Raw genomic sequence first — 17200 nt, forward strand, 5'->3', positions numbered from 1 at the left:
GCCTGAAATGGTGGTTAGATCACTTTTACGATCTGTTTACCCATGTTGCCACCCTGCAGCATCGACATGAAAGTCTGTGGGGCATGTTCCAATCCAACTGCGATGTCCTCAAGGTAACTGATGTCTCCGTTTGCAACCTTAGGACCAACTTCTGATAGGAATTCAGGATACCGGTCGAAGTGGTTCGAAATAATAAACCCTTTTACAGACAAGAATTTGACCAGGATGGAACGCCAAATCGCCGGTGCGCTGAGTCCTTGAGAGGTCGCACCTGCACCCAATCCGCCCGCATTGTACCAACTGATCATGCCACAAATTGGGATGCGGCCATTGTCGTTCATCAAGGGAACGACAGCTTCCAGAACTTTGCCTCCGACGTTTTCGAAATAGATATCGATGCCATCGGGACAGGCGGTGCTCAAGTCTTGTTGTAATTCTGCTGCGGTCGCGTAAGCCCGATGATCAAGGCAGGCATCAAAGCCAAAAGTCTCTGTCGCCAGCTTGCATTTGTCTGCGCCCCCAGCGATCCCAACGGTACGCAACCCTGCCAATTTGGCGACCTGACCAACCATGGACCCAACGGGTCCCGTCGCCGCTGCAACAACGAGCGTTTCGCCGGCTTTGGGCTTGCCGTATTCTGTAAGGCCATGCCAGCCGGTAAAGCCGGGCATGCCCAAAACGCCCAACGCGGCAGTGATGGGGCCTTGAGACGGGTCAAGCTTGCGCAACATATTTGCTGGTTGGACGCCGTGTGTTGCCCATCCGAACATGCCAAATGCGAAATCGCCGGGTTTAAAGGCAGGGCTGTTTGAGGCGATGACTTCACCCACGCCACCGGCTTCCATGGTGCCCCCAAGGGGGACGGGGGCTGCATAGGATTTGGCATCATCCATACGACCGCGCATATAGGGGTCGAGAGACATAAAATGAACGCGGACCAAGACTTCCCCATCGCCGGGAACCGGGATTGGAGCAGGTTCGTAGCTGAAATTTGCCGCTTCGGGTGCGCCCGATGGGCGACTGGCAAGCGCGACACGGAACATCTGATCTGACATAAAATTTCTCCTCTTCTCAGATGCCCACGGTATCGGCCTTGAGGGGCTTGGCAAGCTCTCGGCCCTTGTTACGCCGCGATAATCGAAAGTATGGGGGCTGCTATGCGAAACCAGCCCCTTGGCAAGTGGCTCTGCGGCAAGTATACGCGCGATCTGACCGAACAGGAGCCCATTCAATGATTGGCAGTGCAAATCTCAACATCATGATCAAAGCCGCGCGCAAAGCGGGGCGGTCTTTGGTGAAGGACTTTCGCGAAGTTGAAAACCTTCAGGTGTCGATGAAAGGCGCCGGAGACTTCGTTTCCAAGGCGGATATCGCTGCCGAAAAGATCTTGAAAGACGAATTGTTGGGCGCGCGACCAACTTATGGCTGGCTGGCCGAAGAAGGCGGTGAACTCCCAGGCGAGGATCCCACACGTCGCTGGATCGTGGATCCGTTGGACGGGACGACCAACTTTTTGCACGGCTTGCCACATTGGGCTGTGTCCATTGCATTGGAACATAAAGGGCAGATCGTTGCTGGCGTGATTTTTGACGCAGCAAAAGACGAGATGTACTTTGCTGAAAAAGGCGCGGGCGCCTGGATGAACGAGACCCGTATCCGGGTTTCAGGGCGTCATCGTATGATCGAATCCATTTTTGCGACTGGTATTCCTTTTGCTGGTCGCTCAGATCTTCCGTTGACCTTGCAAGATCTGGCGCGCTTGATGCCGGCATGTGCAGGTGTCCGCCGGTGGGGCTCTGCGGCGATGGATATGGCCTATGTTGCCACCGGTCGTTACGAAGGATTTTGGGAACGGCGCCTGAACTCTTGGGACATCGCAGCGGGGATAATTTTGGTTAAAGAGGCCGGCGGGTTTGTACAACCAATTGATCCGGAAGGGCATGTTCTGTCTGATGGGAATGTGATTTGCGGCAACGAGCCTATTTTTGACGCGTTCGCCAAGGTCATTCGCGGCTGAAGCTTAGGCTGAAAGAATGGCCCTTTCACTTTGAAGGGCTTTAGATGAAAGGGGCGTTTTACGTCCCTTTTTTTACGTCCGGTCAGATGGGTGGTTGATGCCGTCGTGCCAAGGAATGTCACCGTGCGTGCGCGGGTCTGCACCTTCAATACATCCTAGGTTTACGCCGCATTCATTTGGGTCAGAACGTCGTTGATGATGTGTGTAGATGCCACAGGTTTTGCAAAAATAGTGTTTGGCTGTGTGACTGCCCCATGTGTAAAGGCTCAGGTTCTCGGAGCCCTTTAGCACTATTAGGGACGCAGCAACCGCGGTCACCGCAGCGGCGCCCCTGCGTTTACAGAACGAGCAATCACATCGCGCGGCCGAGGACAGCCCATCAGGAAACTCAGCCGTCAATTTAACAGCGCCGCAATGGCAAGAGGCGTTCAACTGTGTCACTTTTTCACAACCTTTGGGATGCGAGAGGCAGCATAGCGATACTCTTTTTCTGGATGCGGGGGCTGGCCTTTGGTTTGGTTCCAGAACTTGACCCCTCCGCGTTTGAGCCAAAGTGGAACACACAAGGCTAGACCAACTGCAAAACCACCGGTATGGGCCCAATAAGCGACCCCTCCCTGGTCAGGGTTAGATCCGATACTGCCAATGAATTGAAATCCCAGCCAGATTCCCAGCATAACAAAGGCAGGTACAGTGAAAATTCGGAAATAGATAATTAGAATCAGAAGAACATCGACCTTGGCTTTGGGGAACAGCAATAAATATCCCCCCATGACACCGGCAATAGCGCCGGATGCACCAATAGTTGGAACACCCGAATAGGGGGCAGAAATCACATGAATGAGGCCCGCACCAATTCCAGAGATCACGTAGAAGATGAGAAACGGGATGTGTCCCATCTCTTCTTCTAAGTTGTCACCGAAGATCCAAAGGAACAACATGTTCCCGGCAAGATGCATCCATCCGCCGTGCAAAAACATAGAGGTCACTAGCGTATCATAGCGTGCACCATCTGTTATGCGTGCTGGAAGAATAGCCCAATCGTAGAAAAGCTTATTTATGCTTTCTGGATCACCCATCTTGCTGACATATAACAAGAATATGATGACATTCGCAGCCAACAGGAAGTAGACAACGTACGGAGAGCGGCCAGAAGGGTTATGATCTCGAATTGGAAACATAGCGCGACGCTGTGCTGAAAATTGGGCGCCGTCAAGGTTTCTTCAAAGGTTGAAGGGCCTGAACAGGCAGCTGGGTATTCCGGGTGACAAAATTGTAGCCAAAATTCTGCTAGTGGCAGTTGGTTCTCTAAGTCGAGGGCCGTGATACAATAAGGAGCAGAGTATTGGGTTTCAGAAACGTGAATTGACCTGATGCCAAAATGCGCCAGGCTTAAAAGCATGAAACCATTTTTGCTTAGTCTTTGCCTGATTGCAGTATCGACACAAACCGTATCCGCAGATCGGTGCCCTGCGGCTCCGGATCATTCCGCAGGGTTAAACCAGCTCATTCAGGAAATTCAAAAGGTTCAAACAGAAGGCGCTGCCCGAGACATTTCAGGGCAAATGTGGGGGCTTTGGGCTGACGCCCCAAATGAACAGGCGCAGGCAATTCTGGATCAGGGTATGAGCAAACGATCCAGCTGGGATTTGACTGGCGCTCTTCAAGATTTCAATCGGTTGGTTGAATACTGTCCTGACTATGCCGAAGGCTATAATCAACGCGCCTTCGTTCACTTTTTGCGGCACGATTTTGCATCTGCATTGACTGATCTGGATCGTGCTATTGTGCTGTCACCAAAACACATTGCAGCGCTGAGCGGCCGGGCGCTCTCTTTGATGGGCTTGGGGCGCACTCAAGAGGCACGAGATGCTTTGATCGAAGCTTTGGCACTAAATCCGTGGTTGCCAGAGCGCGGCTTGATAGATGCAGGAGGACGATTGGCCCCTACAGGCGAAGAAATCTAGATGTCCCAAGCAGTTTTTAATCGAACAAAAACTTTCTGAAAGCACAGTTCTACCGTTGAGCTCTTTCTATTCCCAGTTTAGAGGAAGGGGATACCATTGGACTACGGGCGTGATGGACTGGTGGACATGCCAGATTTAGAACTCTTGAGTCTGTGCTGTAATGTACATACGGAACAAGGCGTTGCGACGAAGAGACCGTTTTCAGGCCCGATAAAGGCCCGAAACTGAAAATTGAAGAACAACGCCAGATGCGGGCGTGATGGAATGGTAGACATACCAGACTTAAAATCTGGAGGCCGTATGGCCGTGTGGGTTCGAGTCCCACCGCCCGCACCACATTAAGTCAATGATATTTGCGGGCTGTGACGCTTCTGTCGCCAAAGCCCGTGTTGTGCGTAAAAAGCTGCGGTAACGCTGCTGTGATAAAATGCGCAATTTTACGCATCACATCGTGCCCATTACGAGTTACACGCATCTTGCGCAAATGAAGTGGTAGGGGCTGGCCACAGCACTTACAGATCGTTTCCATCCCGATTGTCTCTACCGCCACACTGGCACCGCGTTTCGCATCACTCAGGGTTTATCAGGCGAAATCAACATCCAGCTTGCGGATCCGTTTGTGGGCGTGACGTTGTCTTTACCATCGGCCCTGTGTTGGCGCGATATTGCTTGGCAAAATGAAGGTATTGCGTAAGTGCAGGTCGTGGACGTATCCCTGCAATGTGACATGAGATATGCGCCTTGTCCGGTCGTCGTGGGGCACCTCGCAAGGATTGATGGATGTTGCATGCGCTAGGTCCGCGTTGCTTGGCCAATAACTCATCTAGAGTAATTTTTCTGAGGAGCATCAGGCGGCAAGAGCGGGCACTGGTTTGGTGTGCCGATTCCGGTGGTTTGGAACGGAGAGCTTCCGTTCGCCGCGTTTGACACCAAGGGCAGCGATGCGCAGAAAGGGGACCTTGTAAAGTTCAGAGAACAGGCCACAGCCGACATTGGATAACCGAGAAATCAACAGCGGCTTCGAACCTATTGCTGCCATTAGCCTGGATCCTTTCAAGTTTTGCAAGACCGCCACAGAAGCTAGCCGTTTTGAGGTGATTGAAAAACGTAGCTGCAGAGCCGTACAGAAGGTGAACTTGGATACTTCAAACAATTCCAATTGCGTTGACCGACCGTGACCCGATGTCAAACCCAGCAAATGGGCCGGGCTCGTAACGGATGATGTCGACGCAAGGAAACCGGAAATCCCGTTGTGCGTTCGCCGCTATCAACAGGTTTCAAAGAACGTGTTCTTCCGGGGCACGCCAAAGTGCAGTCTGCCCCTGAATATCTCTCAGGCAAGATCAATCACTCTATCTGCCCATTTGGTCGCAATGTCCGGATCATGGGTCACCAGAACGACGGCGATGTTTTCCTCGGCGGCGATCCGTTCCAGCATTTCAAGCGTGTCGCGTTGCGTTACCGGATCGAGGCGCGAAGTCGGTTCATCCGCCAGCAGGACCTGTGGCTCAACGGTCAGCGCGCGGGCGATCGAGATGCGTTGCAACTCTCCGCCGGAAACAGCGTCCGGTTTGCGATCCATCAGTGACGGGTGAATGCCGAGCTGCTTAAGGTGTTGCACTACGCGGCCCCAATCCGTGTTGTGCAACTGGGCAGCGTCTTGCACTGAATGCCGCAGCGGGATCCGCGCCGGGAAGGCCGCAGGAGGATCCTGATAAAGCTTCTGCACCGCATCACGAGGCAGACGAGCGCAGCGCGTCACGGTGCCCTTTGCGGGTGACAAAAGCCCGGCCAGCGCGTCCAGAAGCGTCGTCTTGCCGATGCCGCTTGGCCCGGTCAACGCAACTCGTTCGCCTGCTTTCAGAACCAGATTGAAGTCGGAAATCAGCTGCTTGCCGTTTCGGTTGATGGCTAAGTCAGTGGCGGTCAGGACGACCTCGCCCGCCGGGTGCGGATCACTTTGCGGCCAACTTTTCGGATCGGCGTCGAGCAAAGATAGGGTATAGCTGCTCGAAGGCTTGGTCAGCACCGTTTCAACCGGCCCCTGTTCCACCAATTGGCCGTCGCGCAGCACGATGACAAGGCCACCCAAACTCCGAGCAACCGAAACCTCGTGTGTGATCACAACCAGCGTTCCGCCAGTGTCCGGCACTTCGGCCAGCAGTTCGACAACCTTGGCGTGGCGTTCGGAATCCAAACCTTTGGTCGGTTCATCCGCCATCAGGATCGGTGCCTTGCCCGCCGTGGCGGCGGCAAAGGCGACTCGCTGTGCCATGCCACCCGAAAGCGCGCTGGGAAGGCGATCTTCGGCCCCGGCCAAGCCCAAAGCAGCAAAGGCACCAACGGCTTCCGAACGCGCTTGTGCCCGAGATTTGCCCGCGACATAGCGATAGGATTCCGTCACTTGCTTGAAGGACCGCATCAACGGATCCAATGCGCGCCATGGTTCCTGGGGCAAGGTGGCGACTTCGTGCCCCCACATGGAGGCACGATCAACCTGCGACAGAGTATCGACGCGACGGCCATTTACTTCGATCCGGCCCTCGGCGTGTAGGGCACCGGGTAAAGTGCCTAGAATTGCCTGCGCGATCAGGCTTTTGCCCGCGCCGGTTTCGCCCATGATCACCAGCGTGTCCCCTGGTGAGACCGCAAAATTGACCGGCCCCATGAGACGTGTAGCCCCGGCATAAACACACAGTGCGTCGACTTTGATGGAATAGGTCATGATCGACGGGTTCCTCCGACGAAGAGATGCAGCGCCAGCACAGTCAGGACCAGACAAGCAACGGGTTGCAGGATCAGGAAGGGGGCCTCGCGCCAATAGGGCAGAAGTTCGGTCATCATGACGCCCCATTCGGCGGTAGGCGGGCGAATGCCAACGCTAACGAAGCCAAGTGCTGCTACGGCGGTCACGGCAGTGGCCGCGCCAAAGGCCGCAATGGTCAAAAGGCCCGGCCCGATCTCAGGAAGCAAGTGACGCCGGATCAGCAACCATGGGCCGAGACCCAAAAGCTTGGACGCCTCGACCGATGGTTCGGCGAGAACGATCCGGGCGCGTTGCCGGGTATACCGGAAGTACTCGACCCAAAGGGTCAGCGAGATCCCGGCATAAAGCGCCCACCAAGAGCCCGGTGAAATCGCCGCCAGCATCAACACTAGAAGCAACCCCGGCAGCGCCAGAACCGCATCGGCAAAGGCTCCTAGTAGGCGGTCGGGCCAGCCACCGAACCATGCGGCGGCCACCCCCAGCAGCGTGCCTGGCAGACCTGCCGTAATCACCGACAAGAAGGCCAGCGAAAGCGAAAGCTGCGCTCCGGACAAAAGCCGCGCGGCCATGTCCCGGCCAAGGTTGTCGGTGCCCAGAGGGTGGGCAAGGCTGGGCGATTCCAGCGTGTGCAAGAGCGACTGCTTCGCTGGATCTAACCCGAACAAGGCCGGTCCGCCGATGGCGGCAATGGTCAAAAGCCCCATTAGCCCCCCCCCGATCATCCGTGAGGCAGGCAAGCCGGGCCTTTCGCTGGTCGTTCCGGAAGCGATCATCATTTCTGTCTGGTAGCTCATGTCGTGCGCCCTCTCGGATCGATGCCGCGACAAGCGAGATCCACGAACAGGTTCAGCGCCACATAGGTCAGCCCCAACACCAGCGCAGTGCCCTGTACCATGGCAATGTCGCGGCCAAAGATCGCGTGCACCAACGCATGGCCGATCCCCGGCCATGCAAAGACAGTTTCCACGATCACCACGCCTTCGATCAGATAGGCCAGTTGCACACCCACATAGGCCACCACCGGAAGCGCCGCGTTACGCAGTACATGACGGGTGAGGGTCAGGCGTGAGGACAAGCCCTTGGTGCGGGCAAACAGCCGCCAATCCGCGCTCATCGCATCGGCCACGGCGTCACGAACCACGCGGTTGGACACCGCCGCCAGCCCAAGGCCCAGTGTAAGGGAAGGCAAGATCAGGTTGGCAAAGCTCTTGAACCCGGCAACCGGGAACAGCCTGAGTTGCACCGCGAAAACCAGCACCAGTACGATCCCCAACGCAAAGGCCGGGATGGCCCGCACGAACATCGAGACCGCCAAAGAAATCCGGTCCACCAGCCGGCCAGGGCGCAGACCCGACGCAATCCCCACCGGCAGGGCAATCAGCAGCGAGGCCACAATAGCCCCCGCCGCCAGCAACATGGAATAGCCCAGTTGGGTACCGATTTCATCGGCCACCGGTGTGCCATAGACCGCTGATTTGCCCAGGTCGAATTGTGCCAATGTCTTGAGCCACGACAAGAGTTGCACAATCGCGGGCTGATCCAGCCCCAGTTCCCGCCGCACCGCTTCGGCGGCGGCGGCATCCATCATATCATAGCCATAGCGCCCTGCGGCAATGCGATAGGCCGCATCCCCCGGCAAAGCCTGCATCATCGCAAAGCTGACGATCCCTACTATGATGGCCACGATAACGGCGTGCAGCCCTCGCGCGGCGAGGGCTGCAAACACGGATCTAGCAAAGGGTTTCATCAGCTTACTCGGTCCAGAACATAGTGCTCAAACCATAGCTTCGTTGCAGCGGGTCGATGACCACACCGCCCAGTTTCTTGTCGACCGACACGGTGTGCTGATACCAGACGACCGGTATAACCGGCAGTTCCTGATGCAGGATGCCAGCAACCTTGGCGATGTTTTCGCCGCGCAGGGTTTGGTCAGAGGTCGAGGCAATGATTTCAATGGCTTTGGCCACATCGGCATTGTCCCAGCCCATGGCACCCCAATCGCCGCCACCTTTGCCAAAGTCCTGCAGAACGGAACCAACCGGATCCGGCGTCAGGCCATAGTTGCGGGCATAAAGCGCCACATGCAACGAGCCGTCCTGATGGCCCGCAGGGATTTCGGAATAGCTGGCAACCGAGACTTCAAGTTCAATGCCAAGTTCGCGCCACGTGTCCTGAAGCGCAGTGGCGATTAGTGGCAGTTCAGGACGGTCGGGGAAAGTGCGCAACGTGATCGAGAAACGCTCTCCGTCGCGGGTCAGGATACCGTCTTCGCCTTTGGCCCAACCCAGTTCAGCCAGCAACGCGGCGGCTTGATCCAAGTTGGTTTCCAGCGGTGCCAGATCCTTGGAATGCCAAGTGTCCAGCGCTGGCGGGAAAAGTTGGCCAGCGGCAGCTTCTGGGAAACGCGTAATTGACTTGGCGATGCCAACTCGCGGGATGGCGAGGCTCAGCGCCTGCCGCGCGCGCGCATCGTCAAAAAAGGCGTGGCTGGCATTGACCTTGAGCGCCACGACCCGCGGGATCGGCACGGCCATAGTTTCAATGCCGTCCACATGCTGTAGGTGGTTGTATCCTGAGGGATCAAGGGTAAAGACGATGTCGGCATCGCCGCTTTCGGCCAGCAGGGCACGGGTTTCGGCGCGGCCCGCAGCCAGGTAGGTCGCGGTTTCGATCTTGGCGGCTTCGCCCCAATAAGCATCATAGCGCGCCATGGAAATGCTCTGCGGTGGGGTGAATTCTGTCACTTTGAACGCACCAGTGCCGATCAGCGCTACAGGGGTGCCTGTCGCATCGAAAGCCGCCGGGGATGGAATGATCGTGGTGGCATGGGCAAGAAAAGCAGGAAGCGCGGTGAAAGGCGTTTCGAGAGTCAAGACCACCTTGCCATCAGCCTCGGAAATTCCGGTGACCGGGGTCTTTTTTAACACGCCCGGCTGTTCCCAAGCACGCGTCAGCGCGGCCACGGCGGCCTGGGCATCAAATAGGGTGCCGTCATGGAAAGTAACGTCTTTGCGCAGGATGAACTCCCAGGTCAGCCCGTCCTCCGAGACCATCCACTCGGTCGCCAAACCAGGACGCAGCGCGCCGGTTTCATCGGCGTCGACAAGGTTTTCCATGATCTGAAGCTTCTGGATCGCAAATCCGGCCACGGCCGGATCAAAACTTGCGACTTCCCACGGGGACACAATGGTTACGTCAGTTTTGGTTTCCGCAAATAACGGTGTGGTCGAGAGGGCAAGTGCCATCCCAATCGCAAAGCCGATGGGTTTCATCATTGAAAGTCTCCTGTCCAAGTTCGTGGGATTCGGTCGTCAGGTAACACAAATTGATACGATATAACATATCAATATACATCGAGTGCAAAGATGCAAAACCCAGAACTCTCAAGGATGAAAGCCCGGTGCCGTGAAGAGCTGGTATTCAGTTACAAGTAGAGTGCCCGTCAAGGGGGTCTCAACACGCTTCTCCCGTGTGGTGCATTGCCCCGCATAGCGGCCCTTGTTGGCATTAGTAGCAAGCTTCTGCTGTTAGCTCGAGGTGCAGGACAGCCAGGTCTGCTTTGGGCTACCAGCCGTCATCCGCAGGGGATGGCCGCGTTGCGCAGTTAATGACCTTTGCAAAGTTGGACTTCAGGACGCGCCAACATGGCTTGACCGACCCTTAGCGGCCGTCGAGACTGGTTTTCAATTACCTCACCCGCTACCCGCATTACCGACTTCCGCAAAGAGCGCAATTATTGAAGCGGAGCGGACAGGCCGATATGGGTGAAGAGCTATTAAATTGAGAGCCGCCACTTGCATAGCCCCCTGACAAACACCACAATACTTAGAGTTGAAGAGCTAACAGAGATGAGCAGTGATTTCTGCCGAATTCTAAGTTTAGATGGCGGAGGAGCGAAGGGATTTTATCCGCTTGGTATTCTGCGCGAGTTAGAGGCGCTCTTGCCTCAACCGATCCATGAAACGTTCGATCTCATCTTCGGCACCAGTACTGGCTCAATCATTGCCACATTGTTGGCGACTGGTCGTTCCGTAGACGAAATACACGAGCTATATAAAGAACACGTTCCTCCGATCATGCGAGCATCTGGCCGTGCGGCCAAAACAGCGCGACTGCGCGAGACAGGTGAACAAGTGTTTGGTGACTTTGGCTTTGATACCGTCCTGACTGGACTCGGCATAGTGGCCACAAAGTGGCAACTCGAGACACCAATGATTTTCAAAAGCCGGGAGACCCAAGCACACGGGCGAAGAGCTACATTCGTTCCCGGCTTTGGATGCCGGCTCGCAGATGCTATTGAGGCTTCGTGTTCGGCCTACCCGTTTTTTGAAATCAAATCTCTGGAGACAATCTCTGGCGACGTTGTTGAGTTGTTCGATGGCGGCTATTGCGCCAACAACCCTGCTCTTTATGCATTAGCAGATGCAATCGTTTCGCTCGGTCATGCCCCTGAGGATTGTCGCCTTTTGTCCTTAGGATGCGGGCAGTATCCCGAACCCAGACGCGGGTTCATTGCCCGGCAGATAAACAGCTTCTTGCCAGTTCAATTACTCCAGAAGACATTGGAAGTGAATACATCCTCAATGGATCAGCTTCGACGCTTACTTTATGCAAACGTGCCGACCGTCCGGATCAGTGACACCTTTGATAGGCCTGAAATGGCGACCGACATGTTTGAGCACGACTCCAAGAAATTGAACCTCCTCCGCCAGCTAGGCGTGGAGTCATTTGCACAACGTGAACAAGACGTGTGCCACCTGCTTTTAGATTAGGATTAGTAATGGCGATTTCGGAAGACCAGCTCAGGACATGGTCACATCAGGGTTCTGTGCAACAGTCAGCGGCAACGTATCAATCAATAAAAAGGGTTCTGGAAAGTCCACAGGCGCCGTACTCCAATCGGAGCTTCAAGGTGTTTCTTCAGGGCTCATACGGAAATGACACAAACATTTGGGCCGATAGTGATGTAGATATCGTGATCTGCCTGAGCTCGGTCTACTATTATGACATTGCCAGCCTGAACGACGATGAAAAAGCTCGCTTCGAGGCCAACCGGTCCCCGGGGCAGTATTCGTTCCAGACCTTCAAGTCAGAAGTGACTGCATGGCTGAGGGAAAATTTTGGCAATTCAGTATTGCCGGGCAAGAAGGCAATCAAGGTTCCCGCAAGTAACAGCCGTCGGGAAACGGACGTTCTCGCCTGCGTTCAGAATCGCGACTACTACGCGTACCCGGCTAGCGGTCAATCAAGCTATCACGACGGCATCTGCTTTTGGACCTCGAGCGGCGACAAAATCGTAAATTACCCGCACCAGCATATGGGTAATAGCACCACCAAAAACGGCAACACAAACAATCGCTTTAAGCCGAATGCGCGGGTGTTAAAGAACATGCGGAATGCTATGATTGATGCCGGATACATCGGTGATGGGGTGGCGCCCTCGTACTTCATCGAAGGGATGTTGTATAATGTGCCAGATAACCACTTCAGCTGGACACACCAGCAAACTGTCGAGGATGTTCTTGCGTGGCTGGATAGGTGCACTGCCTCCGACTTGCTATGCACGAACGAGCGGTACTATTTGGTCCGTGATGGCTCGAACGTGTGCTGGAACAACCAAGACTTCAGCACTACTTTGACGGCTATGCGCCTGTATTGGAATAGTTCTGGGCGTTAGATTGTGAGACAAAAAGGGGGTGCAGCTTAGCCGTGAGCCTTTCATCAGTCGAAGTCTGCGCTCACGTCAGAGTTTCGATCTTGATACAAGGGCAACGATGGTCTGCTTCGCGCCCCTATGTAGGTGGCACACCTCACAGCTTTCTTAGTAGAATAAGTCGAGTTCGGGCTGAAACTTTCCTAAAGGTCGTCGAAATCGGCCGCGCTATCGGAGACGTGTCTCAAAGGACTTCCTGACTCGCCTGTTAATGAACGAGTTGAGCCCTTCTCCGGCCTCTGCCAACGCAATCATGGTTTGCAAGGCTTCAGCTCCAACAGATGCAAGACTGTAGCGGTAGGTAGCACCTCCTTTGAACTCTACATCAATAAAGTTCTGGCCCACCTCATAAGCAAAGACATTGGAGTCATGGTCGACATCACGGTATCTGGGCATACATAGTTCCACTCAATATTTGAAATGCTCCCTCAGGTTGAATGGATTCGGGGCGGTTGGCAATGACTATCACCGAGCTGGGTTGGATAGAGTAACTGCACCAAACAAGTAGCTCACATTCTCCGCGAGCGGTCAAAAACGGAGAATTTGCGCCGCAGCACAAAACCGCAGCTGATTGTGTCAAATGCCCTAGTTTGCAGAGAGTATTTTTACGCTCAACTGCCGTTGGAGGAGGTCGCAACGAACTCGGCTCTCCACTCTAGTTGCAGGAACTTCATGTCAGCTTTGGGCTGACACCGGGCATCCGGTGGGGCAGATCAAACCAGCGGCGGTGGCCTTTGGTGCAAGACGAGGTGCTGCACCGCCGCAAGTCGGCTTGGAGCCCATTCTGTGAGATCGGTTTTCACGCCGCGCGCGCTCGCAGCGTGAAAAATTCTGTGTCCGTATAAATCTCGATGCTGCCACGCGGTGGGAAAACCAGCCATTCGTGCAGAGTGCGGCATGGATCAGAGGCCGAACCTGCACTTCAAGGAACAAAGAAGTGGCTGTATTTGGGTGCAGCTGCTGTTTATGCAGCATTTGTTCGCAATTGCAGAGATGTTTTGGTCCAGGGGCAGCCGTTCTATAAATGTGGCCGTTTTAGTCTCTTGATGCTGGCCATTTTCCAACTGTCGTTTCTGTTTCACTGCCCACATGTCAGATGTTAAGCGGCATGCGATAGGATATTCGGCCATTGAAATAAGCTGCGAGCTTCACTGGTCGGATTTTCAATAGCTTCCGTGATAGAAGGCAGGCCTCTCTCGACGTGCAGGACTGTCGTCAAGACGACATCGCCGTCTCGGTTTTCTCAGGTCATTCGTGCGGCAATCAATGTGACCAGTTTTTGATGATCCATATCGAAGTTTCGAATACCTTCAGCCAGTTTTTCTGTGGCCATTGCGTCCCCATTCATGCGCCAACGGAAAGTCGCCTCATCCATTGGAGGTTCGGAAATCTCGCCCTTCTGATCAGGCGAAAGCACGCGCGTAAGTTGGCTGTGATCATTGCTCAATTGATCAAGCAAACTGGGTGCAATCGTCAGGTTGTCACAGCCAGCTAAAGCCTTGATTTGGTCTGTGTTACGGAAGGACGCCCCCATCACGACCGTGCTTATCTTATTGGCTTTATAATAGTCGTAAATTGCGCTTACCGACTTTACGCCCGGATCGTCGGTTGGTGCGTAATGAACCCGGCCTTCATTCTTTTTGTACCAATCGGTAATGCGGCCAACGAATGGTGAGATCAAATATGATTTGGCATCGGTGCAGGCAACGGCTTGTGCCATGAAAAAGAGAAGTGTCAGGTTGCAATCGATACCTTCCGCTTGCAGGGTTTCAGCGGTGCGGATGCCTTCCCATGTTGCAGCCAACTTGATTAGGATCTGGCTCTTATCGGCGCCACGTTTTTTGTATTCATTGATAATGGCGCGCGCACGCAAGACCGACCTTTCGGTATCAAACGACAGACAAGCTTCAACCTCAGTCGAGACGCGGCCCGGGACCAGCGCCGCAAGTTCCGCCCCCATTGCAACCGTCAGGACTTCGGTCAGTCATTCCCGCAGTTTTCCCTGCCTCGATTTCGCGTGCGATTAAATCTTCGGATGCCGCATGTTCCAGAGCCTTGAGAACCAGAGACTGATTAGTTGTGCAATCAATCGGCTCATATGTCCGAACCGCCGCAAGATCGCCGGTATCAGCGACAACAGTTGTCATAGTGCGGAGTTGATCCAGGACATTTGTCATTAGAGCATTCCTTCTTTGCGCCACGGTGTTGGCGGCAACGGCTAGAATAAGATCGAACAGTCAGGGCTGAAACCAAAAGGGTCAATCTTTCCAAGCGTCTCTGAAGCTTTGCAAACGCGTTGAATAGAGGTCCGACAGCGTTGGATCTGCCGTGTAGGTCTGACGCACTTTTGACGGCATAAGGACGTCATCGACGGTTGCATCGCCCGTTCCCAATATTGCGAGCCTCGCCGCGCCCAATGCGGCCCCTTGCACGCCGCTGTCAGGCACATCAAGCGTCAGCCCAGTGATGCTCGCAATTATTTTAAGCCATACCGCCGATTGACTGCCTCCGCCTGCGACGCAGACTGAACCTGGGAGCGAGCCACACGCATCAAGTGCTGTACAGCAATCGGCGAAGGCAAAACCGACTCCTTCCATAACCGCCTGCACCATGTCGGCTAACGTATGATCGCGGCGCAGGCCGTGGAACGCACCTGTCGCGTTTGGGGCGTTATGGGGTGTGCGTTCGCCCGATAGGTACGGCAGGAACGTGATGGGGGAGGGCGCGCTCACGTCTGCCACGAGGCTGGACAGGGCCGCAGGCGTTTGGCCGGTGATCTGGCTAAGCCAAGCAAGCCCATCGGTGGCACACAGAATGACACCCATTTGGTGCCACGTCTCGGGCACCGCGTGGCAAAAACTATGGACGGCGCTGTCGGTGTTGGTGGCGAATGTATCCGTCACCGTGAAGAGCACGCCCGATGTGCCCAGCGACAGAAAACCTTGACCCGGGTGCACAACGCCAAGCCCGCAGGCGGTCGCCGCATTGTCCCCCGCACCACCTGCGACAGCGACAGGGCCTGTGCCCCATTGCGTTGCAAGTTCGGCGCGTAAATCGCCCGCTTTTTCGCTGCCTTCAACCAATCGGGGCATGTGGTCACGGGTCAGCCCCGTGGCCGCGAGCAGGTCATCGGACCAATCGCGTTTGGCCACATCGAGCCACAGGGTGCCTGCCGCATCCGACATCTCTGAGGCGTACTCTCCGGTCAGCCAGAATTTGATGAAATCTTTGGGCAACAAAATTTTGCGCGTCTTTGAAAAAATCTCAGGTTCGTTCTTTTGCACCCAACGCAGTTTCGGGGCGGTAAAGCCAGCCATAACGATGTTTCCGCCGATGCCGCGAAAATCTGCGCGCGCTTCAAGCTCATCGCATTCGGCAAGGGATCGCCCGTCGTTCCACAAGATCGCAGGGCGTAGCGGTTTATCATTGGCATCCAACAACGTCGCACCGTGCATCTGGCCAGACACGGCAATTCCCCGCAGCGCCGAAAATTCGGCGGGGACTGCGGCGCGTACTTGGGCTATCGCGGCTTCACAAGCGGTGATCCAAGAGAGTGGGTCTTGTTCGCTCCACATCGGATGAGGGCGCGCAACAGTGAGTGAGCCATGACCCTCAGACAAAACGTTTTGATCGCCATCAATGAGCAGCGCTTTGACACCAGATGTGCCGAGGTCCAGACCAAGATATGTCACGTGCGTCTCATTTTTTGTTGGAAAAGGTGGCCACCGGCGGAACCGCCGATGACCTTGGGAGTGCTATTAGAACGGGCTGTCAGGATAGTAGAAGTCCATCGCGTTCTCCTGCGTGATCAGGACCGACCCGATCACGAAGTCGCCAGACACAGGGGCGTTCGACGTCAGACCAACAGCCGTCAATTCAATCGCTGTTGCGATCATTGAAGGCGGATAAGTCACGTTGGCAGGGATCATTGCGTCGCCGTCGGCTGTCCGCTTAATCATTTCCTTCATACCAGCACCGCCAAGGACGAACTGCACATCATCACGACCCGCCGCTTCGATCGCAGCCAGAACACCAATGGCCATGTCGTCATCAGAGGCCCAAACAGCATCGATGTTGTCATACTTGGACAAGAAATCCTGCATCACAGTAAAGCTGTCGTCACGGTTCCAGTTGCCGTGCTCCATGTCCAGCACGTTGATGCCGGACCCTTCGATTGCGGCTGTGAACGCATCCACACGCTCGTTGTCGATGGTCGTGGGGATGCCACGGAAGACAACGATATCGCCGCCGTCAGGCATCTTGGACACCATGTAATCGCCGGACACTGTGCCAAAGCCCGTGTTGTCGCCTGCGACATACAGGTCCTCGATACCAGCGACAGACAGACCACGGTCAACAACAGTCACCCATGCGCCGCTATCTGCAACAGCCTGAACAGGCGGTGTCAGCGGGTCGGATTCAAACGGCAGAACAACCAGCGCGTCAATGTTGCGCGTGGCGACCATGTCTTCGATATCGTTGACCTGCTTGCCCGGATCGGACGCCGTTGCCAGAACGAAGTCAAGACCTGGATAGACCTCTTCGAGACGCTCGACAGTTTCAGCGGCGTGGAAGTTCATGCCACCGGCCCAACCGTGTGTCGCGGCGGGAATGGACACGCCGATCACCTTGACCTCGTGACCATCTGCAAATGCAGCTGTGCTCAGGGCTGTTGCCAGTGCTGTGGCAATAATTGTTTTCGTAAATTTCATGTTTGCTCCTCCCTTGAAGCGTTG

General features: G+C 55.2%; 15 protein-coding genes and 1 tRNA gene. 5 read left to right on the plus strand and 11 right to left on the minus strand.

The window, feature by feature from the left end:
* Positions 1–14: 14 nt before the first annotated feature.
* On the minus strand, positions 15–1055 hold the full coding sequence (locus ABWV33_RS01245; RefSeq protein WP_353328728.1) for an NADP-dependent oxidoreductase: 1041 nt from the start codon (positions 1053–1055) through the stop codon (positions 15–17).
* A 176-nt stretch (positions 1056–1231) separates the two neighbouring features.
* Here ABWV33_RS01245 and ABWV33_RS01250 point away from each other — a divergent pair, with 176 nt between their 5' ends.
* The gene (locus ABWV33_RS01250) at positions 1232–2017 is read left to right on the plus strand and encodes an inositol monophosphatase family protein (protein ID WP_113821711.1); all 786 of its coding nucleotides are present in this window, start codon (positions 1232–1234) and stop codon (positions 2015–2017) included.
* 72 nt (positions 2018–2089) lie between these two features.
* On the opposite strand, the gene ABWV33_RS01255 is transcribed toward ABWV33_RS01250, so the two are convergent.
* Entirely contained in the window at positions 2090–2458 is a 369-nt protein-coding gene (locus ABWV33_RS01255; RefSeq protein ID WP_353328730.1) for a GFA family protein, read from the minus strand.
* Positions 2455–3198 (minus strand): rhomboid family intramembrane serine protease, encoded by a 744-nt coding sequence (locus ABWV33_RS01260; protein ID WP_353328732.1) that lies wholly within the window; start codon positions 3196–3198, stop codon positions 2455–2457. The genes ABWV33_RS01255 and ABWV33_RS01260 overlap by 4 nt, the downstream gene beginning before the upstream one ends.
* Before the next feature lie 219 nt (positions 3199–3417).
* Between ABWV33_RS01260 and ABWV33_RS01265 the strand changes: the two genes are divergently transcribed.
* On the plus strand, positions 3418–3984 hold the full coding sequence (locus ABWV33_RS01265; protein ID WP_353328734.1) for a tetratricopeptide repeat protein: 567 nt from the start codon (positions 3418–3420) through the stop codon (positions 3982–3984).
* Between the two features lie 250 nt (positions 3985–4234).
* A tRNA-Leu gene (locus tag ABWV33_RS01270) sits at positions 4235–4320 on the plus strand.
* A 997-nt stretch (positions 4321–5317) separates the two neighbouring features.
* Here the strand turns inward: ABWV33_RS01270 and ABWV33_RS01275 are convergent.
* From ABWV33_RS01275 to ABWV33_RS01290, 4 genes are read right to left on the minus strand one after another with little or no spacing between them, the layout of a single operon-like run.
* Positions 5318–6709 (minus strand): ABC transporter ATP-binding protein, encoded by a 1392-nt coding sequence (locus ABWV33_RS01275; RefSeq protein ID WP_353328735.1) that lies wholly within the window; start codon positions 6707–6709, stop codon positions 5318–5320.
* On the minus strand, positions 6706–7545 hold the full coding sequence (locus tag ABWV33_RS01280; protein WP_353328737.1) for an ABC transporter permease: 840 nt from the start codon (positions 7543–7545) through the stop codon (positions 6706–6708). Before ABWV33_RS01280 ends, ABWV33_RS01275 begins: the two co-directional genes overlap by 4 nt.
* Positions 7542–8498 (minus strand): ABC transporter permease, encoded by a 957-nt coding sequence (locus tag ABWV33_RS01285; protein WP_353328739.1) that lies wholly within the window; start codon positions 8496–8498, stop codon positions 7542–7544. Before ABWV33_RS01285 ends, ABWV33_RS01280 begins: the two co-directional genes overlap by 4 nt.
* 4 nt (positions 8499–8502) lie before the next feature.
* Entirely contained in the window at positions 8503–10026 is a 1524-nt protein-coding gene (locus tag ABWV33_RS01290; RefSeq protein ID WP_353328741.1) for an ABC transporter substrate-binding protein, read from the minus strand.
* 573 nt (positions 10027–10599) lie between these two features.
* Here ABWV33_RS01290 and ABWV33_RS01295 point away from each other — a divergent pair.
* Entirely contained in the window at positions 10600–11523 is a 924-nt protein-coding gene (locus ABWV33_RS01295) for an anti-phage phospholipase (RefSeq protein WP_353328742.1), read from the plus strand.
* A gap of 8 nt (positions 11524–11531) precedes the next feature.
* A complete protein-coding gene (locus ABWV33_RS01300; protein ID WP_353328744.1) occupies positions 11532–12428 on the plus strand; it encodes an anti-phage nucleotidyltransferase in 897 nt (298 codons plus the stop codon).
* 1279 nt (positions 12429–13707) lie between these two features.
* On the opposite strand, the gene ABWV33_RS01305 is transcribed toward ABWV33_RS01300, so the two are convergent.
* From ABWV33_RS01305 to ABWV33_RS01320, 4 genes are all read right to left on the minus strand, one after another.
* Positions 13708–14424 carry a transaldolase family protein gene (locus tag ABWV33_RS01305; protein WP_353328746.1) on the minus strand — a complete coding sequence of 239 codons (717 nt, stop codon included), beginning with the start codon at positions 14422–14424 and terminating at the stop codon, positions 13708–13710.
* Positions 14378–14641 (minus strand): hypothetical protein, encoded by a 264-nt coding sequence (locus ABWV33_RS01310; RefSeq protein ID WP_353328747.1) that lies wholly within the window; start codon positions 14639–14641, stop codon positions 14378–14380. Before ABWV33_RS01310 ends, ABWV33_RS01305 begins: the two co-directional genes overlap by 47 nt.
* A gap of 81 nt (positions 14642–14722) precedes the next feature.
* On the minus strand, positions 14723–16156 hold the full coding sequence (xylB, locus tag ABWV33_RS01315) for a xylulokinase (protein WP_353328749.1): 1434 nt from the start codon (positions 16154–16156) through the stop codon (positions 14723–14725).
* 66 nt (positions 16157–16222) lie between these two features.
* Complete coding sequence (locus ABWV33_RS01320) at positions 16223–17176, minus strand: ABC transporter substrate-binding protein (protein ID WP_353328751.1); 954 nt, start codon at positions 17174–17176, stop codon at positions 16223–16225.
* Positions 17177–17200 lie beyond the last annotated feature (24 nt).

The organism is Phaeobacter sp. NW0010-22 (assembly GCF_040365955.1).
In the GTDB taxonomy this organism is placed as follows: Bacteria; Pseudomonadota; Alphaproteobacteria; order Rhodobacterales; family Rhodobacteraceae; genus OMPR01.